Source organism: Pseudoxanthomonas sp. JBR18, from assembly GCF_028198165.1.
In the GTDB taxonomy this organism is placed as follows: Bacteria; Pseudomonadota; Gammaproteobacteria; order Xanthomonadales; family Xanthomonadaceae; genus Pseudoxanthomonas_A.
Map to the genome: position 1 here is coordinate 2,331,752 of NZ_CP116339.1, position 20,674 is coordinate 2,352,425.

The following is a 20,674-nucleotide window of genomic DNA, read 5'->3' on the forward strand; positions in this document are numbered from 1 at the left end:
CGTGTCGTCGTGGCCGAGACCAAGTCCACCGTCGTCATCCGGCGGGTCAAGAAAGTCCAGGGCGGCGGCCATCACGGCGGCGCCTGGAAGGTGGCCTACGCCGACTTCGTGACCGCGATGATGGCCTTCTTCCTGGTGCTGTGGCTGGTGGCGGCCACCAGCAAACAGGAGCGCGCGGCCATCGCCGAGTACTTCAAGAACCCCAGCCCGCTGGAGGGCAAGTCCATGGCGCCCTCGCCGGGCATGAACGGCCCGGGCGGCGCCAGCAACTCGATGATCAAGCTTGGCGGCACCATGGACCTGCCCAAGGGCAGCATGGACGAGCCGTTCGGCCGCGAGAAGAAGTCCGGCGCACAGGGCGAGCAGGACAAGCGCAACGAGGAGAAGCAGCGCCTGGAGGCGCTGATGCAGGACCTCAAGGAAGCCATCGGCAAGAGCCAGGCCCTGGAGCCGTTCAAGGACCAACTGCTGCTGGACCTGACGCCCGATGGCCTTCGCATCCAGATCGTGGACAAGCAGAACCGGCCGATGTTCGACGTGGGCAGCGCGCACCTGAAGGACTACACCATCGCGATCCTCCATGAGCTGTCCGGCTTCATCAATCAGGTGCCCAACCACATCAGCATCACCGGGCACACCGATACCACCGCCTACAGCAACGACGCCGGCTACACCAACTGGGAACTCAGCGCCGACCGCGCCAACGCCGCGCGCCGGGCGCTGATCGGCGGCGGCATGGAGCCGGAGAAGGTGACCCGCGTGGTGGGGCTGTCTTCCTCGGTGCTGTTCGATAAGACCAATCCCACCAACCCGATCAACCGGCGCATCAGCATCGTGGTCATGACCCACGACGCCGAGGCCGCCGCACTGGCCGGTAGCGGACAGGGCGTGGCGCTGAGCAAGCCGCTGCCCGATGCCGATACCAACGTGCCGGACCTGAGCACGCCGCCGGAGCAGGGCGAGGCCGCCGTCGCCCAGGCCGACGGCGCATCACCGGCCGATGGGCATGCCGAAGCTGAAGTTGCACGGGCCGCGCCGCAGCCCGGCGCCGACACCGGCAAAGTGACGGTGCTGCGCACCTCCACCCGCGCACAGGTGGCCGATGCCGGCGCCCTGGCCAGGGCGGCCGAGACCGCCGCCGCGCAAGCCGCGGCTCCCGAACACAGCGCCCAGGCGCACTGAGCATTTACGCGTTCGGTGCCTAGGGCGCGCGATACACCAGCCGCCAGACCACGCCGCCCGCGTCGTCGCTGACCAGGAGCGCGCCATCGGGCGTGCCGGTGACCGCGGCCGGCCGGCCCCAGACATGGGCATCGTCGACGACGAAGCCGGTCATCACGTCCTGGTAGCTCCCGGTGGGCGCGCCGTGGGCATCGACCGGGATGCGGATCAGCTTGGGGCCCGTGCGTTCGCGCCGGTTCCACGAGCCGTGTTCGGCAACGAAGGCCGAGCCACGCCAGTCGGCCGGCAGTTTGGCCTGCGGCGCGAAGCTCATGCCCAGCGAGGCCGAATGCGCCTGCAGCAGCACGTCTGGCACGGCGACCTTGCCCTTCAGGTCCGGGCGTTCGCCGGCGCGACGCGGGTCCTCGTGATCGCCCAGATACCACCACGGCCAGCCGAAGAAGCTGCCGGGCGGCACCCGGGTCACATAGTCCGGGACCAAGTTGTCACCCAGGCGGTCGCGCTCGTTGGTCGAGCACCACAGCGTGCCGGTGGCCGGCTGCACGGTCAGCCCCGAGCAGTTGCGGATACCGGTGGCGTAGGCGCGCTGCTGGCGGCCATCGGGCGAATACGCCCGCACCTGGGCGCGGTGTTCCTCTTCGCCCCAGGCCGCGCCCAATCCCTGCTGGGCCTCCCAGGCCTTTGCCTGCGCGGGGGATTTGGTGCCCATGCCATCGGCCACGTTGGAAGCCGAACCCACGCCTACGAAGAACCACTGGCCCTCCTGGGACAAGGCCAGGTCGCGATTGGAATGCCCACCGGTCCCGGGCGAGAACGCCGACACGATCACCTCAGGCTTGCCCTCGGCCGCACGCTGGCCGGGGCGATAGGGGTAGCGCACCAACTGGTTACTCTGCGCCACGTACAGCCAGCGCGGCTGTGCACCGGCCGGATAGAACGCCAGTCCGTACGGGCCGTCCAGCCCACTGGCGAAGGTCAGCGTGCGCGCAGCCTGGCGGCCATCGGCCGAGGGCACCAGCACCTGGATCCGGCCGCTGTCCGGCTCGGACACGAACACATCGCCATTGGGGGCGACCTTGAGGATGCGCGGGCCCTGCAGATCCTGGGCGAACACGCTGACCTCGAAGCCGTCCGGCACCTGGGGCATCGCGCCGGCCGGGCGCGGGACGACCCGGCTGGAATTGCTGGCCGACGTCTCCGGCGCGGGCGCCGGCAGGTCGGCGAGGCGGATGTGGTGCATCTTGCCCGGTGCATCCTGGCGCCAGCCGCCGAACACGCCGGTGTCGGCAGTCGCGCCGTTCCCGCCGGCCTGCTGGTTTACCGCAGGCTTCAGCGTGCCCAGGAAGGCCACGATGTCCGCGCGTGCCTGTTGCTGCTCCACCGCCATGGGCATGGAGGTGCCAGGCGCCATGGCCTGCGGATTGGCCAGGAAGGTCCGCAGCCGCTCGGCATCCCAGCGCCCGTCGAGTTTGCGCAGCGCCTGGGTGTAGCTGAAGTCCGCCCCGGCGACCTTGCGCCCGACCACGCCACCCAGCGCGGGGCCCTGGCCGCCTTCGCCGGCCGGACCGTGGCAGATCGCGCATTGCGCCTGGTAGAGCTGGTCGCCATGTCCGGGATCGGCCTGGGCGGCGCAGGCGGCCAACGGAACACTCAACAAGCCGGTGAGCAGGAGTCCATGCGCGGGCCGGCGCTTGGTGGGGGCGGGGTGTGAATGCGGAATCATGGACGGAGCGCTCCTCCGGGCGGCGTGGCCAGCGAGCATAGCCGCGCGCCTGTCGTCGCTGCGGATGCGGCGGCTCAGCCGCGCGGCGCGCTCGCGAAGCGCGAGTGCAGGAACTCCACGAACGCCCGCACCGCCCGCGAGGCCTGGCGATGCTGCGGATACACCGCATGGATGGCCGCCGGCGGTGGGCAGTGGTCTTCCATCACGCTGACCAGGCGCGCGTCGGCAAGCGCCTGGCCGACGATGAAGGTGGGCAGGTAGGCGATGCCCAGTCCGGCCACGGCCGCGTCGCGGACCAGCTCACCGTTGTTGACCCGCAGGCGGCCGCGCATGGCTTGCACCTCGCGCCGGCCGCCATGCTGGAAGGTCCACTCCACATGGCGGCTGTGTCCATACAGCAGGCAATCGTGGTCGCGCAGGTCGGCGGGCGTGGCCGGCGTGCCGCGCCGGGCCAGGTAGTCCGGGCTGGCGCACAGGCGGATCTGCATCGGGGCGATGGTGCGCGCGACCAGGCTCGAGTCGGGCAGGGTGCCGATGCGCACGGCCACGTCGTAGCCCTCGCCGATCAGGTCCACCGTGCGATCGCTCAGGTCCATCTCCACGCTGACCTGCGGATGGGCCAGCAGGAACTGCGGCAGCGCCGGGCCCAGGTGCAGGGTGCCGAAGGACATCGGCGCACTGATCCGCAGCAGTCCGCGCGGGGTGGTGTTCTGGTGGGCGATGGCTTCTTCGGTCTCGTCGAACTGGCGGATCAGCCCGCGCGCCTGCTCGAGATACACCAGGCCCAGCTCGGTAGGGCGCAGCTGTCGCGTGGTGCGGATCAGCAGGCGCACGCCCAGCCGCGCCTCCAGCGCGGCAACGCGCTTGCTCAGGAACTGCTTGGACAGACCCAGTCGATCGGCCGCGGCGGTGAAGCTGCCCGCGTCCACGATGGTCACGAACAGGCGCATGTCTTCGAGTTGGCTCATTGTCTCTTATAGGTTGACAGTGTGGCGCCACGCACATGGTTTTTCGCTATCGGAGGCGACACTAGCATGGCTCCACGGTTCGGCGGTCCCGCCACCGCCCTTTCCACCACCGCTTTGGAGCTTTGCCATGAACACCAAATCCTTCGCGTTCTCCGCTGCCGCCGGCCGTGTCCTGATCGGCGTCCTGTTCCTGATCAGTGGCGTCGGCAAGCTGGCCGCGCCGGCCGCCACCAAGGCCTACATCGCTGCCAGCGGCATGCCGCTGCCGGACCTGGCCTTCCTGGGCGCGATCATCGTCGAAGTCGGCTTTGGTCTGGCGCTGGTACTGGGCTATCGCACCCGGCTGGTCGCCGCGGTCATGGCGCTGTTCGCCCTGGTCACGGCGGTGACGTTCCACCACGCGCTGGGCGACACCAACCAGTTCATCCACTTCTTCAAGAACGTCTCCATCGCCGGTGGCCTGCTGCAGGTCGTGGCATTCGGCGCCGGTGCCCTGAGCCTGGATGCCCTGCGCGAGCGCCGCCAGCCGCAGCTGCGCGCTGCCGTCCTCTGACCTGCTTCACCCGGTGCGCCCTCCCGGCGCACCGGTCCCTGATCCGATTGTTTGATCCCTCCCCGCATTGACCAGGAGATTTCCCATGTTCGACGTCACCCAAGCCAACACCCGCGGATTGGCCAACCATGGCTGGCTGTCCTCCCGACACACCTTCTCCTTCGGCCACTACTACAACCCCAACCAGGTCGGCTTCTCGGACCTGCGCGTGATCAACGACGATCGCGTGGCCCCGGGCCAGGGTTTCGGCAAGCACCCGCACAACGACATGGAGATCTTCTCCTATGTGTTGGAGGGCGCGCTGGCGCACAAGGACTCGATGGGCACCGGCTCGGTGATCCTGCCCGGTGACGTGCAGCTGATGAGTGCCGGCACCGGGGTGGCCCATAGCGAGTTCAACGATTCGCAGAGCGAGGGCGTGCACTTCCTGCAGATCTGGATCGTGCCGGCCCAGCGCGGCACCCAGCCGCGTTACCAGCAGCGCAATTTTTCCACCGAGGAAAAGCGCGGCCGCCTGCGCCTGGTGCTCTCGCCGGACGGGGCGGAGGATTCGCTGCAGATCGGCCAGGACGCCCGCGTGTATGCCGGCCTGTTCGATGGCGCCGAAACCGCCACCCTGAGCCTGCCGCCGCAGCGCTACGCCTATGTCCACGTGGCCCGCGGCACCGTATCGCTCAATGGTCAGGTGCTGCACGAAGGCGACGGCGTGCGCATCCGTCAGGAAGAGCAGCTGGTCTTCAGCGATGGCCAGGACGCCGAGGTGCTGGTGTTCGACCTGCGTCCGCACGAACTGCCGCAGATGCCGTAACCAGGCGCAGGCTCGCCTTGTCCACCACGCCGCGCGGGGCAACCCGTGCGGCGTTTCTATCTGCGCACGGCCAGCACGCCGTCCAGTGCCAGCTGCGCCTTGAACCCGGCTTTCTCCAGGCGCCTGACCACTTCGCGCGGGACGTCGCGGCCGCTGGTGAGCTTGTTCGGACTGCCGGTGTAGTGGAACAGCCTGCCGCTGCGCTTGAGCACCCGCGCCAGCTGGTCGTAGAAGGTCTGGGCGTAGAGCTCTCCGGCGATGCCGAACCGCGGCGGGTCGTGCAGCACCGCGTCGAAGGCCGCATCGGGCAGCGAGGCGATCTGGGTGGACACATCGCCGTGGATCAGCTGCAGACGTCCGCCCGACTCGGCCGCAGCCGGATCGGGCGACCACGGGTTGAGTGTGCGCAGCCACAGCACGCTCTCGTTCTTCTCGAAGGACTGGAGCCTCGCCACGCCGGCTTCCAGGCAGCACGCGGCGAAGTAGCCCAGCCCCCCGCAGGTGTCCAGCACGGCCTTGCCGCGCGGTTCCACCAGGGCGACCTTGCGGCGCGCGTCGTCCAGCGGGGATTCCTTCGAGGTGGGCAGCATCTTGATGCCGTCGATCTCGAAGGTCGGCACGTTCCATTCGGTCGGCACCAGCTTGATCAACGCGCCCGCAAAGCGCGACACCGGCACGAAGTCCTCGCCGTCGAAGTGATACAGCGTGCGGTCGCGGGTCTTGTCCGGATACGGATACCGCACGCCATGCCAGTCCCAGCCATCGGCGTGCAGCCGCGCGGTGCCGGTTGAGCGACCGAGATCCAGTGAGCCGGTCCATTCGGCCAGGCCTGCGTCGCGCGCGGCGCTCAGGGCCTGCGCGGTGGAACGGGTCAGCAGCGGTGCGGTCGAGTGGGGCACGGCGGGGCGGGGCAGCGATCGGGCCCGCATCGTACCGGAGCACGACCGGCCCTGGCGGCCGGTCTGTACGCTCAGTCCGCGAGATGGATCGACAGGTCGCGCCTGCCCGGGGCGTGCTGCTCGGCCAGGGTGTGTCGGTCCGGGTAGTCGCCGCCGTTCTGCGGGCGGAAGCGCAGTGGCGCTTCATCGAACAGGTGGGCGACACGCGTGGTCCAGGCCGATGTCGCCGCCGCGACGCCCGCCGCGTCCTGCCGCCCGCTGTCATGGAGCGCGAAAGGCGCCAGCACCTGCATGCCGGGATAGAACAGCGTGCCGTGGGTGATGGGAAACAGCAGCTGGTCCAGACTGCCATTGATGCCGCGCGGGCCGTAGTCCGCGGCCGGGCCACCGATCGACACGGCCAGCAGCGCGCGCTTGCCGGCAAAGCCGCCCTCGCCGTAGCGGTAGGCATTGCCCGCACCGCGATAGCCGTAGGCCAGGCCGAACGCCCAGACCCGGTCGATCCAGCCTTTCAGGATCGCCGGCATGCCGAACCACCACATCGGGAACGCGAGAATCAGCGCATCGGCGGCCTGCAGCTTGCGCTGCTCGCCGGCCACATCGTCGCTCTGGCAGCCGTTCGCATACGCATGCTCGGATTCGGCGATGAAGGAAAGGCGGCTGGCATCGAGGCGGTCAGGGAAATCCTGCGCGTCGAAGACCGCCTTCCAGCCCATGGCATACAGGTCCGAGGTCTGGACCTCGTGGCCCTGCGCGAGCAGCACCTGCTGCGCGGTACGGGCAAGGTGGCTGGTCAACGAGCTGGGTTCGGGATGGGCGTGGACAATCAGGACATTCATGGCGATGGCCGGTCGGGAGTGAGACGCCACCATAGGAATGCGCTCGCTATAGTTGAAATGAATTCTCATGATTCCTGGTATAGCCATGCACGATCTCAGGCGCCTGGACCTCAACCTGCTGGTGACGCTCGACGCGCTACTGGCCGAGCACAACGTCACCCGCGCCGCGCAGCGCCTGCATTTGTCCCAGCCCTCGGTCAGCGTTCAGCTGGCTCGCCTGCGCGCGCTGCTGGACGACCCGTTGCTGTTGCCCGGACCACGCGGCATGCGTCCAACCGCCCGCGCCGATGCCCTGCGCGAGCCGCTGCGCGCCGCGCTGGAAACCTTGGGCCGGGCCATCGCGCCACCGGCACCGTTCGATCCAACCAGCGCCCGCCAGACCTGGCAGGTGGCCGCGACCGACTACGGCGCGACCACCATCGTGCTGCCGGTGCTGGCGCGTCTGCGGACGGCCGCGCCCGGCACGCGCCTGGCCGTGCGCGAAATGGTGCCCCAGCACATCACGCGTCAGGCCGAGGCCGGACGGATCGATCTGGCCTTCCATACCGTGGAAGGGGCGCCTGAGGGCCTGCGCCAGCGCATCCTGTTCGACGAGCGTTACGTGCTGGCCGGCCGCGCCGGCCATCCGGGCCTGAAACGGCGGCCGACGCTGGCCCAGTTCTGCCGACTCGACCATGTGATCGTCTCGCCCTACGGCGGCGGCTTCCACGGCCCGACCGATGCGGCCCTGGACACGCTGGGGCTCAAGCGCAACGTGGCCCTGTCGGTCCCGCATTTCCTGTTCGTGCTGTCGGCGCTGGCGTCCACCGATCTGGTGGCGATGTTGCCCGCCCGACTGGCTCACGGGCATCCGGCGCTGCGGGTCGTGGCCGCGCCACTGGCGGTCCCCGGCTACCAGATGGCGATGCTGTGGCACGAGCGCGTGCATCGCGATCCCGCGCACCAGTGGCTGCGCGCGCAGATCCTATCCGCCGTGCAGCCGCGCTAGCGCGTGTTCCTTGCACGTCGGCGGGCGGGTGATCGATGCCTTTTGCCGCGGGCATTACCACCCGCCGATTCTCGATCTTTGGCATCGAAAGATGATCTGTCGATGGACTGACCGCCTGCGGGTTGCGGCCGCGGCATTGGTGCAAAGTCGTCATCGATCCCCGCACGGGCGACGCGCCGTGGGCGTGGAACGTGTAGAGAGGCAAGCGAAGGGGTTCACATTCGCGCGCGATGTTGCGACCCTGAGTCCGCGAGCGGCCGGTTTCCTTGCGTGGGCGTGTCAGGCTTGTGCTTCGGGATGCCGCGCGCGCCATGCGGCGAGGCGTTCGCGATAGCGCGCCAGCTCCTCCGCGTAGAGGTCATACACGCACGGATCGCAGCCGCTGTCGCAGCAATCGCTGGGGAGCGGCGCCTCTGGCGCCACCGGGCACGGGTCGTGTTCGTCCATGCCCCGATTATCCCCGCGCGCCCATCGGCGCACCAACCTTCCTTCCCATTGGAGACATGATGAACTGGTTGAACGACTACACCGTGCTGGACAACAGCCTGCAGGCCTGGCTGACCGCCACCGGCATCACGGTGCTGATCCTGATCGTGCTGGCCATCGCCCGGCGGGTGATCGCCAACCGTCTGGGCGCGATCGCCAAGCAGGGCACCACGATCGACCGGGTCTTCGAGTCGCTGGCTTACATGGTGCGCGGCACGCGCACCTGGCTGATGCTGTTCGTGGCCCTGCACTTCGGCCTGCAGGTGCTGCACCTGCCCGAGCGTGCCTACAGCATCGCCGGCAAGGTGGCGGCGGTCGCGCTGCTGCTGCAGATCGGCGTGTGGGGCACGCGCCAGGTGAAGTTCTGGATCGACGACTACCGCGACCGGGCCACACAGGAAACCAATCTCGGCGCCACCACCAGCCTGGGCGCAATTAACTTCATCGGGCTGACCGTGCTGTGGGCACTGGTGCTGCTGACGGTGTTGCAAAGCATCGGCGTGAACATCACCGCGCTGGTGGCCGGTCTGGGCGTGGGCGGCATCGCGGTCGCCCTGGCGGTACAGAACATCCTGGGCGACCTGTTCGCCTCGCTGTCGATCGTGATCGACAAGCCCTTCGAGGTGGGCGACTTCGTGGTCGTCGATGCCTTCGCCGGCACCGTCGAACACGTCGGCCTGAAGACCACCCGCCTGCGCGCACTGAGCGGCGAGCAGCTGGTGTTCGCCAATAGCGACCTGCTGGGCGCGCGCGTGCACAACTACAAGCGCATGCAGACCCGGCGCATCGTGTTCGAGTTCGGGGTGTTGTATTCGACCCCGCATGACAAGCTGGCGGGCATCCCGGACACGGTCAAGGAGATCCTGGACGGGATCGACAACGCGAACCTGGATCGCTCGCATTTCAAGGCATTCGGGGCCTCGTCCTACGATTTCGAGACCGTGTACATCATGCAGACGCCGGACTTCAACGCGTACATGGACGTGCAGCAGGCGATCAACCTGGCCCTTGTGCAGCGCTTCGCCGAGCAGGGCATCGATTTCGCCTTCCCGACCCGCACCATCGACTTCTCCAATCCGCTGACGATTCGCCAGCTGGCCGACGAGAAGCAGGAGCGCGAAGCGGCGGGCGCGCAGGCCTCCTCGACCGGCTGAGGGCAGCCCCCGTCCAGGCCCGACGCCGGTGGGCCTGGACCAAGCCCGGTCGCGGGTAGGGGACTCGACGGCAATGCCGGAGTCGAGGCGAAGCGCGATCACATGGTCGATGTGCTGGCGTGCGGAGGCGGGACACGCAAGCGCATTTTCCGTCATCGCGTCGGTTCGCCTTCGCTGCGCCGGGTGCATGTGGCGGGCGCCTTGGGCAGAATAGGGCGCTCGTCATGTCTGCGCCGGAGTCTGCGCGGGCACCGTCCCTGCAGGAACCCCCATGTCCTTCGTCCGATCCGAACTGGCGCAATGGCGCCACAAGCCCGTGCGCGAGCTGCTGGCTGGCGCCGTGGCCACCTTTGCGCTGATCCCCGAAGTCATCGCGTTTTCCTTCGTGGCCGGCGTCGATCCGCAGGTGGGGCTGTATGCCTCGTTCGTGATCGCCATCGTGATCGCCTTCGCTGGCGGTCGTCCGGCGATGATCTCGGCGGCGGCCGGCTCGGTCGCGCTGGTGGCCGCGCCGCTGGTGGCCAGCCACGGGCTGAACTACCTGCTGGCTGCGGGTGTGCTGGCCGGTCTGATCCAGATCGTGTTCGGCCTGCTGCGGCTGGGGGCGCTGATGCGCTTTGTCAGCTCCTCGGTGCGCACGGGCTTTGTCAACGCGCTGGCGGTGCTGATCTTCAGCGCGCAGCTGCCGCAGCTGGCCGGGGCCACCCCGGCGACCTGGGTGATGCTGGCGCTGGGCCTGCTGATCATCTACGGCCTGCCGCGCGTGCCACTGCCTGGCGTCAAGGTCATTCCTTCTCCGCTGATCTGCATCGTGGTCCTGACTCTGATCGCGCAGGGCATGGACCTGCCGCTGAAGACCGTGGCCGACTTGGGCAAGCTGCCCAGCAGCCTGCCTGGCTGGCACGGCATCACCGTGCCGCTGGACCTGGCCACGCTGCAGGTGATCGCCGGCCCGGCCCTGGCCATCGCCATGGTCGGCCTGCTGGAATCGATGATGACCGCGCGCGTGGTCGATGAGCTCACCGACAGCCCCAGCAGCAAGAACCGCGAGTGCACCGGGCTGGGCCTGGCCAACATCGGCGCCAGCCTGTTCGGCGGCATCGCCGGCTGCGGCATGATCGGCCAGACCGTGGGCAACGTGAAATACGGCGGGCGTGGGCGGTTGTCCACGGCGTTTGCCGGCGTGTTCCTGCTGGTGCTGATGGTGCTGCTGAAGGATTGGGTCTCCCGGGTGCCGGTGGTGGCGCTGGTCTCGATCATGGTGATGGTCTCGGCCTCCACCTTCGACTGGGGCTCGCTGCGCAAGCTCATCGAGCATCCGCGCCTGTCGAGCATCGTGATGCTCTCCACCGTGGCCGCGACCTTGATCTCGCACGATCTGTCGCTGGGTGTCGGCCTGGGGGTGCTGCTCAGCGCACTGTTCTTCGCCTGGAAGGTCGGTGGTGCATTCCATGTCGAGCATGACGCGTCGAGCGGCAGCGACGGCGTGGTGGCGCACCGCTACCGGGTGCGCGGGCCGGTTTTCTTCGCTTCGGCCGATGCGTTCATCGACACCTTCGATCCGCGCGAGGCCGAGAACAGTCCGGTGGAACTGGATGTCTCCGACGCCCGCTTCTGGGATGTCACCGCGCTGGCGGCGCTGGACAAGGTCAGCGAGCGCTTTGCCCATCACGGGTGCCAAGTACACGTGACCGGCCTGGACCAGCGTGCGCTGTTGCCGGATGGGGCCGAGGAGATCGCTGGTTAGGCCATTTGCCCAATCAATTGAAAGAGCCCTCGATCACATCGAGGGCTCCGCTTCAGGGTGCTCGCGCTAATCAACCAGTGACCATGGCGGCCAAAGGCGTGCGAGGTGGAGTTCTGGAAGGCGAGGTCGGGCCGAGACTCTCTGGTTTGACGATTCCAAGAGCGCCCTCAGAAATGAGCTCAACTGGACACCACCTCAGGCAGACCGCATAACGGGTCTCGCAGTCTGTATTCCCTGCTGCGACGCAGGCTTGATACGCGGGGACGCACGAATTGCAGTTCGGGATAGCCAATGATTCTTCAGAAAAGGCAAGGGATGCGATTGCGGTGAGCGTCAGACTGCCGGCGAGAAGGCTAAATTTCATCCTGATATCTCCTTAACCGCTCCGTCATTGGAGCAGCCCGAGATTGATGCAAATCCCGGGGCTTATCTGTGATCCGCTGCAAGATACGCGTGTTCTCATCCCGGGGCTTAGCGGTACACGCGATGCTCACATGCGTGAGTGACAGATGCACTCAAGCGTACTGAATAGGGCAATTTGATGGACTCTTAGCGGGCGCTTCATCATAGGGGTGTGGACGAGGGGGAAGATGAGGAAACGTGGCGAAGACATCGTCGCGTCCGCTTCACTCTCAGAGAGAGGTCCCATGTCCGCGCTCCCCAAATTCGTCAATCCCGTTCGCCTTTACGTAGAAGACAGCGGCGGGCAGGGACGTCCGGTTGTCCTGATCCATGGCTGGCCACTGTCCTCTGCGGCTTGGCGGGCGCAGCTGGCGCCGCTGCGCGAGGCTGGGTATCGGGTGATCGCGTATGACCGCCGCGGCTTCGGGCGGTCGGACAAACCCGCGGCCGGATACGACTACGACCATCTGGCCGACGACCTGGCCAGCGTGCTGGACGAACTGGATTTGCACGATGTCACCCTGGTCGGCTTCTCCATGGGCGGTGGAGAAGTCGCGCGTTACATCCGGCGGTACGCCAGGCACGCCTGCGCAGCGTGGTGTTCGCCTCGGCCGTGCCGCCCTATCTGCTGAAGACGGTGGACAATCCGGAAGGCCCGCTATCCAGGCAGACGGCGCATGGCTTGGTCTCGGACCTGATGGCCGACCGCGAGGCATTCTTCGAGGATTTCACCAAAGGATTCTTTACCGCGCGGGGTGAGGTGAAAGCGACCGACGCGCAGCGAAGTGACACGGTGGCGCTTTGCCGCCAGGCCGACCAACGTGCAGCGGTGGGCTGCGCGGAGGCCTTCGGCTCCACTGATTTCCGCGAGGACCTCGCGCAGGTCGGTCTTCCTACCCTGGTGCTGCACGGCGATGCCGACGCCATCGTGCCGCTGGAAGGCTCTGGTGCACGCACGCATGCGGCGATCGCCGGCAGTGAACTGGTGGTGATTCCGGATGCGCCCCATGGCTGCAATCTCAGCCATGCCGGGGCATTCAACCGCGCGCTTCTGGACTTCCTGCGCCGCTAGGCCAAGGCGGTCGCCCCTATCGAGAGCCGACCGCAATACGTGCGGGGTGCGTACCGCACGATGCCGACGGGCGCTCAGTACCCCAGGGCTTCGGCGATCAGCCCGGTCGCAACCTCGACCAAGAGATACCGGTCATCGACCGGACGGACCCAGCGATAACCGCGCGGCGGCGGCGCCAGGTGATATTCGCGGTAGTCCACGTAGTAGCCGTCGTAGTCCCCGCGCGGCAGATGCTCGCCGCGCTTCCAGGCCTGCTTCTGCCAGCCCAAGTGCTTGCCATTGTCATGGCGCCCTTGAGCCTTGGGGTTGTGGCCATTGCCGTGACCATGGCCCTGGGCCATGGCCGGGGAGGCGGCCAGCGCTGCGGTGCACAGCAGCAGGCCGGCAAGTGTCGTGCGTGCGGTCATTCCGCGTCCTCCTTGCGGCTTAGGTGCACAGGACCCTAGGCAGTTCGACGTGAACCCCGGGTGCAGCCACGCTCGGGACAAAGCGCGTGGTCATGGGTCAGGCGCGTGGCTTGAGGTGGCCGATGGCTGGGCCGATCCGCCAAACGGTGTCTCATGGCCGGGCGCATGCCGAGATGCGCGGACCGGCAAGCGCCAGGGCCAGCAGGGCATGGGTCCAGGTCCGATGCGGGACAGCACGGGACATGTGCTTGGTCGATCGTGCTTTCCCCTGCGTCGCTGCTGCCGAACCGCTTCGCCGCATGTTGCAGGGTGTCATGGCGTTGCGGGACAGCCTGCTCATCGGGCGGCGGATCGGCGTGACAGGATGCCGGCCCCGCGTGCCCGTGCCACCACCGGCATCGCCCGTTGCGACGGGCGCGCGGCGTGATGGATCCATTCCTGCAGGCATTCCCGGCCATCGGCCGGTCAAAAGGAGAGATTGCATGCAACGTATCGCATCGTGGTTGATGGCCAGTTTGGCCCTATTGTTGCTGGGCGCATGGCTTCCGCAGGCGCGCGCCCAGAGTGCGGCCGACTACACCCAGGGCGTGACCGTGTCCGGCACCACCGGCACGATCTGGTTCGCGCCGACCGGCGGCATGACGTCCTGGGTGGACGTGCACTACGCGCTCAATGGCGGCGCCCAACAAAACCTGCGCATGAGCTACAACGCCGGCAACGGGCATTACGAAACCACCGTGGCTCCGGTCAATGCCGGCAACACCCTCGATTACTTCTTCACTTACAACAAGGGCAACCCGGCCTACGACAGCGCGCACTATCAGTTCACTGCCGGGACCGACGCGGGCACCGATCCGCCGGGCGACGATGGGGGGAATGCGGGTGGCAGCTGGAATGGCCAGACCACCTTCCATATCGTCAACCAGACCAATGGCCATTGGGCCGATGCGGACGTGTACTGGGCGATCATCGGCAAGGACTGGAACACTGGGCAGTTCGTCCATGTGGATGCCAGCGGCAACCTGGTCCCGATGGCGGTCGGCGACAACGGGGCGCTGACCAAGAACGGTGAGGGTTATACCAACTACTTCCACACCCTGGCTCAGTCCAGCCAGGTGACCATCCCGCCACTGGATTCGGCGCGCATCCTGTTCTCGGTCGGTTCGCCGATGTACATCAAGGTCCTCATCGACGGCGACGGCAACCTGGGCTATGCCGGAGCCAACATCGAGAACGCCTCCGACCCGAACATCGATGTGTACTTCGACTTCGGCGAGATGGCGATCCTGCCGCCGGGCGACCCGCAGCAGGGGATCTTCGTCAACACCACGCGGGTGGACCACTTCGGCTTTCCGCTCAAGCTGCGGGTGCAGGGGTTGGGCGGCTTCGACCAGACCGTGGGCGAGCCGTTGACCGAGTCGCGTGATGCGATCTTCTCCGCGTTCCAGGCCGCCGCACCGGCGCCGTTCGTGTCGCTGGCGCAGGCGCCGTACGCGCCTTACCGCATCGTGGCCCCGGCGCATGCCAGCTTCAACGCCGGTGGCGCCAACGGCAACTACCTGCAGTCCTACATCGACGCGATCTGGGCGCGGTATCGCAACGAGGACTTGGTGTTCACGTTGCAGAACCTGGGCACCTTCCACGGGCGGGTCAGCGGCAACACCTTCGTGTTCACCGGCGGCAACGCCAATGGCACGTACTACATCAATGGGCTACCGACGACCTCGGAGGTGTTCCTGGGCAACGGCCTGTTCAACGATCCCAACGGCGCCAGCAACGTCGATGTGCAACTGCAGATCCAGGCGCAGATCTCGGCGGCGATCAACCGTCATGTGCTGGAAACGCCGTCGCTGTGGTACGACCAGCCCTCGCATTACCCCGCCGGGCAGGCCGCCAACTGGTATGCGAAGTTCTGGCACGACCATGGCATCAACGCATTGGCCTATGGCTTCTCGTACGACGATGTGGGCGACTTCAGTCCCTCGCTGCACACCAGCGCACCGACCGACGTGACCTTCACGATCGGCTGGTAAGCCCTGCCGCGTCCGCATGCCGATTCGGCCATGCGGAGGTGTTTGACGACGCGGGTCTTCAAGCGGAGGCCCGCGTCGCCGTGCCGGCGCGTGGTGCAATGCATCATGCGTGAGGGTGGGCCGAGCCTTGCCTGAGGCGCACGGAGGGCTGGCCGATGAGGCACACTCGCGCCTCAGATTCCCATCACGGGCTGCCCATGCGCCTTCGCCATCGTTGTGCCATGTTGTCTCTGTCCTGCGTGGTGATGCCGGCGCTGCTGGCATCGTGTGCCAGCGCGCCTTTACCCGTGACTGCAGTGCCCGCCGCACCGGCGCCGGCTCCTATGCCGCGCACGCCCGACCAGTTGTATCCACAGCTGTTCCAGGCGGTGCAGATGGGCGAGGTGTTCGACGACCAGAAGCACTTCGTGGACATGACCGTGCGTGGCGATCCTGCGCAGGTGGAGGCGGCCTTCCTGGCCGAACGCGGTGCGCCGGGCTTTGACCTCAAGGCCTTCGTCGCCGCCCATTTCGACGAAGACCCACCGTTGCAGACGCCGACGCTGCGCCAGGATGACGATCTGCGCACGCACATCGATGCGCTATGGCCGGTGCTGACCCGTGATTTCAGCCACGTGCCACCGCACGGCAGCGCCCTGGCCCTGCCCGAGCCGACCGTGGTGCCCGGGGGGCGCTTTCGCGAGGTGTATTACTGGGACTCGTACTTCACCATGCTGGGATTGGCCGAGAGCGGGCATGACGATCTGGCGCGACAGATGCTGGACAACTTCGCCTACCAGATCGACACCTATGGCCACATCCCCAACGGCACGCGCAGCTATTACCTGAGCCGCTCGCAGCCGCCGTTCTTCGCCTACATGGTCAGTGACGCGGCCACGCGCGGGGGTGAGGGTGTGTATCGACGCTATCTGCCGCAACTGCAGGCCGAATACGCCTACTGGATGCGCGGCAGCGATGGCCTCACGCCAGGCGGGGCCAGCGAGCGGGTGGTGAAGCTGGCCGACGGCAGCGTGCTTAACCGCTACTGGGACGACCGCGATACGCCGCGCCAGGAGGCCTGGGTGCACGATATCAGGACCGCCGCAGAGGTCCGGGCAACGCGCCCGGCGGGCGAGGTCTATCGCGATCTGCGCGCGGCCGCCGAGTCGGGCTGGGACTTCTCCAGCCGCTGGTTCGACGACCCGCAGAGGCTGTCCAGCATCCACACCACGCAGATCGTGCCGGTGGACCTCAACAGCCTGATGTATCACCTGGAGACCACCCTGGCGGCCGCCTGCAGGCAGCAGCCCGGTGCCTGCACGATCGACTACGCCGCGCGCGCCAAGCAGCGCCAGGCGGCGATCGAACGGCACCTGTGGAATCCCGCTGGGTACTACGCCGACTACGACCTGCGTACCCGGGCGCCGCGTGCGCGGGTGACCGCGGCGATGCTGTTCCCGCTGTTCGTCGGGCTGGCCTCGCCGGCGCACGCGCAAGCCACCGCGCAGACCGTGCAGGCGCAGCTGCTTGGCCCGGGCGGGCTGGTGACCACGCCAGTACGGAGCGGCCAGCAGTGGGACGCGCCCAATGGCTGGGCACCGCTGCAGTGGGTCGCCGTGGCCGGCTTGCGCCGCTACGGACAAGACGCCCTGGCCGGGCGGATCGGACGCGGCTTTTTGGCGCGCGTGCAGGGCGTGTTCGAGGCCGAGCACAAGCTCACCGAGAAGTACGACGTGCTGGCCCAGGGCCAGGGCGCCGGTGGCGGCGAATATCCCAACCAGGACGGCTTCGGCTGGACCAACGGGGTCACCCTGATGTTGCTGGATCTGTACGGTCGTCCAGGGGCCTCCTCCGGGCCTTAGGCGTTGATGCGAAATCGGCATCGTGGTTGGCGCCGTCCCGTGGCCGGAACCGTAGACTGTGCACGGAAGGAGGCGCCACCCGGCGCCTGCCGTGATTGGCGTGGAGTCAAGGATGTTGAAGGGTGTGCTGCTGGGCTTTGCGTGCTACGCGGCCTACGCGATCAGCGATGCGTTCGTGAAGCTGCTCGAGGGCACGCTGCCCATCTACGAGGTGGTGTTCTTCGGTGCGATGCTGATGCTGGTCGCGTTGCCCTTCATCAAGAAGCCCGGCGACCGCTGGCGCGAGGTGGTGATGGCGCGCAAGCCGACGGTGTGGCTGTTGCGCGCCTTCTGCGGGGCGGTCGGCAACCTGACCTCGGCCATCGCCTTCACCGAGCTGCCGATGGCCGAAGCCTTCGCCCTGATCTTCCTCATGCCGATCTTCGTGACCGTGCTGTCGGTGCTGCTGCTGCGCGAGGAGGTTCACTGGCGTCGCTGGACGGCGGTGGTGGTGGGCTTCATCGGCGTCTTGGTGGTCCTGCGGCCGGGCTTCCGCCAGCTCAGCGAAGGCCACGTCGCGGCCATCATCTGCGGGCTGACCGGTGCGGTGGGCGTGATCAGCCTGCGCATGGCGGGCCCGGAGGAGAAGCGCATCACCCTGTATGGGGCTGGTGTGCTGGGTCCGCTGCTGATGGGCGGCCTGCTGATGCTGCCGCACTTCGTCTGGCCCACGGCCACCCAGTGGCTGCTGGTGGCCGGCTACGGCCTGCTGGCCGGGCTGGCGGCGATCCTGATGATGTATTCCACGCGCCTGGCACCGGTCAGCGCGGTGGCGCCCACCCAGTACAGCCAGATGTTGTGGGCGCTGGTGTTCGGCTACTTCCTGTTCCACAACCGGCTGGACTGGCCCACCGGCGTGGGCATCGCGCTGATCCTGGTATCCGGGCTGGTGACCTTTGTCCGCTGGAACCAGGTCACCACCTGGCGCCGCCGCACGCGGATCGTCTGATCCGCGCCGACGGGCACGGCCTTACTTGGCGACGACGCTGGTGCCGCTGGGCACCATGTAGCAGGCCGCGGCCTTGGTGCAGGCCTCGGCGTTGATCTCGGCGATCTGCCGGGCCAGGTACTGCTCGGGAGTGAGGTTCATCGCGTTGCGGTAGGCGTTGTCGGCATCGGCCATGGCCTTCTGTTCCTTGGCGCGCTGCAGTTCGGCATTGGTCGCCTCCACCAGGGTCTTGACCCGTTGCTGCTGGGCGGCGGTGAGGTTCATCTGCTGCAGCACGTTGGGGTTGGGCTTGGCTCGGCCCAGGGTGATGTTCATGATCTCCACGTCCAGGCCCTGGTCCCTGACCACCTTGCGGATGGCGCCGGTGACCGCGTCATCGATGCGCTGGGCGGTGGTGACATCGCTCATCATGCTGGTCATGTCGAAGCGCTTGACCTGGTCGCGCACGATGGCCGCGTACTGGCTGCTGATGTTGTTCTTGAACCAGTCCGGCCCGAACTTGCGCAGCAGGTTGGGCGCATTGGTGATGCGGTACTGGATGGTGGTTTCGAAGTCCAGCAGGATGTTGTCCGACGAGGAGAAATCATCGAAAGACACCGACAGCACCTGCGGGCTGACATCGACCACGATGGCGTCGGTGGTGAGCCAGGTGTAGGCCAGGCCTGGCTTGACAGTTTCGTCGCGGATGCCGCCTTCGCCAAACACGCGCGGCCGGTCGATCAACACGGCCTCCTGGCCGGGGTCGACCTTGACCACGGTGCAGCCGCCCACGCTGGCCGCGCAGGCCAGCGTCAGAAAAACACGCTTCATATTGTCCCCTTGGAATGTCCTTGCAAGCCTGCACGCCCCGCGGCGGCGGGTCGAAGCCGATGATAAGGGCCGGGTGGGCCGCGTGGCGGCCGATGCGGGGTTGTCCTACCCCGCCCGCCGCCCTTGCCCGATGCCGCCATCCGGTTCCGGGCGCGAAGCTTTCTCGGTGACGGGCTTGCAGGGAGCAGGGCGATGCGCGTGTTGTCGGGAATGTTGCTGGTGCTGTGCCTGGGTGGCCCGGTCTTCGAGGCCGGCGGCGCTACCCCGCCCCGGCTGATGCTGGCCACCGCTTACCACGGCCATGCCGAGGTCCAGGCGTATCTGGTCAGCGAGAAGCTCGATGGCGTGCGCGGGCGCTGGGACGGGCAGGTGCTGTGGACGCGGGGCGGCGAACGCATCCACGCCCCGGCCTGGTTTACCCGGGGCTGGCCGACGACGCCACTGGATGGCGAGCTGTGGATCGGCCATGGCCGCTTCGATGAGGCCAGTGCGCTGGTGCGCACCGATGATCCAGACGATCCGCGCTGGCAGGCTATGCATTTCATGGTCTTCGACCTGCCGGGCGACAGCGCGGCGTTCGCCTCGCGCGTCTCGCACCTGCAGGCCCTGATCGGGGCTGCCGGCAATCCGCAGCTGCGGATGATCGAGCAGCGCCGGGTGACCAGTGCCGCTGCCCTCGATGCATGGCTGCAGCAGGTGGTGGACGCGGGTGGCGAGGGTCTGATGTTGCACCGGCGCGACGCGCACTATGTCGCCGGCCGCAGCGATGCCTTGCTCAAGTACAAACCCTTCGACGATGCCGAGGCCAGGGTGGTCGGCTACGCCCCGGGTCAGGGCAAGTTCGCCGGGCTGCTCGGTGCGCTGCTGGTCGAAACCGCGGACGGGCGCCGCTTCCGCCTCGGCAGCGGATTCAGCGATGCCGAGCGGACCACGCCGCCGCCGGTGGGCACCTGGGTGACCTATCGCTACAACGGGCTGACCTCCAGGGGGCTTCCGCGTTTCGCGCGATTCCTGCGGGTGCGCGATGTCTTGCCGCCTCCCGATCCGGTGCGTTGACGCATCGGTCCCTACAGGCAACCGAGCCGGGTCAGCGGTCAGCGTCGCTGGCGTAGTGGGACAGGAACAGGTCCACCGCCGATGAGGCGACCTGTTCCTGCTGTGCGCGGCTCAGGGCCGGCTGGCCCATGGTCAGCTGCGGCCAGAACGCGAAACCCTTCACCAGCCCTTCCATCTGCTGCGCGGCGAAGCGCGCATCGCCCGGCTTGAGGCGGCCGTCGGCCATCGCTGCGGCGATCCAGCGGGCCAGGCCCACTTCCTTGTCGCCCAGCCGCGCGACCATGTCGCGTGCGCGCTCCGGCGCATGGATCGCCTCGGCGATCGCGACCCGGGCCAGTCCGAAGAAGTGCTCATCCTCCAGCATGCGCAACTTCTGCTGCATCAGCGCCAGCAGCTGCGGCCGCAGGGGAGCGTGCGCCGCATACGCGACATCGACGGCGGCCGCCGCCTGTTGCCACAGCCGCAGCATGATCTCGTCGAACAGCGCGTCCTTGCTCGCAAAGTGGTTGTAGACGGTGCGTTTGGACACGCCGGCCAGGGCGGCGATGCGGTCCATGCTGGTGGCCTCGAACCCGTGCGCGCGGAAGGCATCGATCGCGGCCTGGACGATGGCCTGGCGTTTGCGATCGGTCAGGCGGGCAGGTGCTGGCGGCGGGGACGGCGGGGCAGACATACGCGAATTTTACACTTGGCGGTTTACTTTTTCGAGCCGACAATT

At 67.5% G+C, this 20,674-nt stretch carries 18 protein-coding genes and 1 pseudogene; 11 read left to right on the forward strand and 8 right to left on the reverse strand.

The genetic code is table 11. From position 1 onward, the window contains the following. The first annotated feature begins 9 nt into the window (after positions 1 to 9). Positions 10 to 1,182: a flagellar motor protein MotB gene (gene motB / locus PJ250_RS10405; RefSeq protein ID WP_271644456.1), complete on the forward strand. Its 1,173-nt coding sequence runs from the start codon at positions 10 to 12 to the stop codon at positions 1,180 to 1,182. 19 nt (positions 1,183 to 1,201) lie between these two features. Here the strand turns inward: motB and PJ250_RS10410 are convergent, their stop codons facing one another. Continuing rightward, positions 1,202 to 2,905: a PQQ-dependent sugar dehydrogenase gene (locus PJ250_RS10410; protein WP_271644457.1), complete on the reverse strand. Its 1,704-nt coding sequence runs from the start codon at positions 2,903 to 2,905 to the stop codon at positions 1,202 to 1,204. Between the two features lie 74 nt (positions 2,906 to 2,979). Further along, positions 2,980 to 3,873 carry a LysR family transcriptional regulator gene (locus tag PJ250_RS10415; RefSeq protein WP_271644458.1) on the reverse strand — a complete coding sequence of 298 codons (894 nt, stop codon included), beginning with the start codon at positions 3,871 to 3,873 and terminating at the stop codon, positions 2,980 to 2,982. A gap of 127 nt (positions 3,874 to 4,000) precedes the next feature. On the opposite strand from PJ250_RS10415, the gene PJ250_RS10420 reads away from it, so the two are divergent. After that, positions 4,001 to 4,426, forward strand: coding sequence for a DoxX family protein (locus PJ250_RS10420; RefSeq protein ID WP_271644459.1), 426 nt, complete (start codon positions 4,001 to 4,003; stop codon positions 4,424 to 4,426). A gap of 85 nt (positions 4,427 to 4,511) precedes the next feature. Further along, positions 4,512 to 5,234, forward strand: coding sequence for a pirin family protein (locus PJ250_RS10425; protein ID WP_271644460.1), 723 nt, complete (start codon positions 4,512 to 4,514; stop codon positions 5,232 to 5,234). A 56-nt stretch (positions 5,235 to 5,290) separates the two neighbouring features. On the opposite strand, the gene PJ250_RS10430 is transcribed toward PJ250_RS10425, so the two are convergent. After that, positions 5,291 to 6,133, reverse strand: coding sequence for a class I SAM-dependent methyltransferase (locus tag PJ250_RS10430; RefSeq protein WP_271644461.1), 843 nt, complete (start codon positions 6,131 to 6,133; stop codon positions 5,291 to 5,293). 71 nt (positions 6,134 to 6,204) lie between these two features. Beyond that, positions 6,205 to 6,972: an NAD(P)H-dependent oxidoreductase gene (locus PJ250_RS10435; RefSeq protein WP_271644462.1), complete on the reverse strand. Its 768-nt coding sequence runs from the start codon at positions 6,970 to 6,972 to the stop codon at positions 6,205 to 6,207. An 85-nt stretch (positions 6,973 to 7,057) separates the two neighbouring features. Here PJ250_RS10435 and PJ250_RS10440 point away from each other — a divergent pair, with 85 nt between their 5' ends. After that, a complete protein-coding gene (locus PJ250_RS10440) occupies positions 7,058 to 7,960 on the forward strand; it encodes a LysR family transcriptional regulator (protein WP_271644463.1) in 903 nt (300 codons plus the stop codon). A 279-nt stretch (positions 7,961 to 8,239) separates the two neighbouring features. Here the strand turns inward: PJ250_RS10440 and PJ250_RS10445 are convergent, their stop codons facing one another. Then, the gene (locus PJ250_RS10445) at positions 8,240 to 8,407 is read right to left on the reverse strand and encodes an oxidoreductase-like domain-containing protein (RefSeq protein WP_271644464.1); all 168 of its coding nucleotides are present in this window, start codon (positions 8,405 to 8,407) and stop codon (positions 8,240 to 8,242) included. Between the two features lie 59 nt (positions 8,408 to 8,466). Here PJ250_RS10445 and PJ250_RS10450 point away from each other — a divergent pair, with 59 nt between their 5' ends. The 3 genes and pseudogenes from PJ250_RS10450 to PJ250_RS10460 all read left to right on the forward strand — a co-directional run bounded on the left by PJ250_RS10450 (position 8,467) and on the right by PJ250_RS10460 (position 12,821). Further along, positions 8,467 to 9,600, forward strand: a complete 1,134-nt coding sequence (locus PJ250_RS10450) for a mechanosensitive ion channel family protein (RefSeq protein WP_271644465.1) — start codon at positions 8,467 to 8,469, stop codon at positions 9,598 to 9,600. A gap of 271 nt (positions 9,601 to 9,871) precedes the next feature. Then, positions 9,872 to 11,347 (forward strand): SulP family inorganic anion transporter, encoded by a 1,476-nt coding sequence (locus tag PJ250_RS10455; RefSeq protein WP_333909478.1) that lies wholly within the window; start codon positions 9,872 to 9,874, stop codon positions 11,345 to 11,347. A gap of 647 nt (positions 11,348 to 11,994) precedes the next feature. Continuing rightward, positions 11,995 to 12,821: pseudogene (locus tag PJ250_RS10460) on the forward strand (alpha/beta hydrolase). Positions 12,822 to 12,895: 74 nt separating this feature from the next. Here the strand turns inward: PJ250_RS10460 and PJ250_RS10465 are convergent. Then, entirely contained in the window at positions 12,896 to 13,228 is a 333-nt protein-coding gene (locus PJ250_RS10465; RefSeq protein ID WP_271644466.1) for an RcnB family protein, read from the reverse strand. Between the two features lie 482 nt (positions 13,229 to 13,710). Between PJ250_RS10465 and PJ250_RS10470 the strand changes: the two genes are divergently transcribed. The 3 genes from PJ250_RS10470 to PJ250_RS10480 all read left to right on the forward strand — a co-directional run bounded on the left by PJ250_RS10470 (position 13,711) and on the right by PJ250_RS10480 (position 18,090). Further along, complete coding sequence (locus PJ250_RS10470; RefSeq protein WP_271644467.1) at positions 13,711 to 15,261, forward strand: glycoside hydrolase family 64 protein; 1,551 nt, start codon at positions 13,711 to 13,713, stop codon at positions 15,259 to 15,261. A 197-nt stretch (positions 15,262 to 15,458) separates the two neighbouring features. Continuing rightward, positions 15,459 to 17,102, forward strand: coding sequence for an alpha,alpha-trehalase TreA (gene treA, locus PJ250_RS10475; RefSeq protein ID WP_271644468.1), 1,644 nt, complete (start codon positions 15,459 to 15,461; stop codon positions 17,100 to 17,102). 112 nt (positions 17,103 to 17,214) lie between these two features. Then, on the forward strand, positions 17,215 to 18,090 hold the full coding sequence (locus PJ250_RS10480) for a DMT family transporter (RefSeq protein ID WP_271644469.1): 876 nt from the start codon (positions 17,215 to 17,217) through the stop codon (positions 18,088 to 18,090). Between the two features lie 21 nt (positions 18,091 to 18,111). Here the strand turns inward: PJ250_RS10480 and PJ250_RS10485 are convergent, their stop codons facing one another. After that, complete coding sequence (locus PJ250_RS10485; protein WP_271644470.1) at positions 18,112 to 18,900, reverse strand: SPFH domain-containing protein; 789 nt, start codon at positions 18,898 to 18,900, stop codon at positions 18,112 to 18,114. 192 nt (positions 18,901 to 19,092) lie between these two features. On the opposite strand from PJ250_RS10485, the gene PJ250_RS10490 reads away from it, so the two are divergent. After that, positions 19,093 to 19,956, forward strand: coding sequence for a DNA ligase (locus PJ250_RS10490; RefSeq protein ID WP_271644471.1), 864 nt, complete (start codon positions 19,093 to 19,095; stop codon positions 19,954 to 19,956). A gap of 31 nt (positions 19,957 to 19,987) precedes the next feature. On the opposite strand, the gene PJ250_RS10495 is transcribed toward PJ250_RS10490, so the two are convergent. Beyond that, on the reverse strand, positions 19,988 to 20,629 hold the full coding sequence (locus tag PJ250_RS10495; protein WP_271644472.1) for a TetR/AcrR family transcriptional regulator: 642 nt from the start codon (positions 20,627 to 20,629) through the stop codon (positions 19,988 to 19,990). Positions 20,630 to 20,674: the final 45 nt, after the last annotated feature.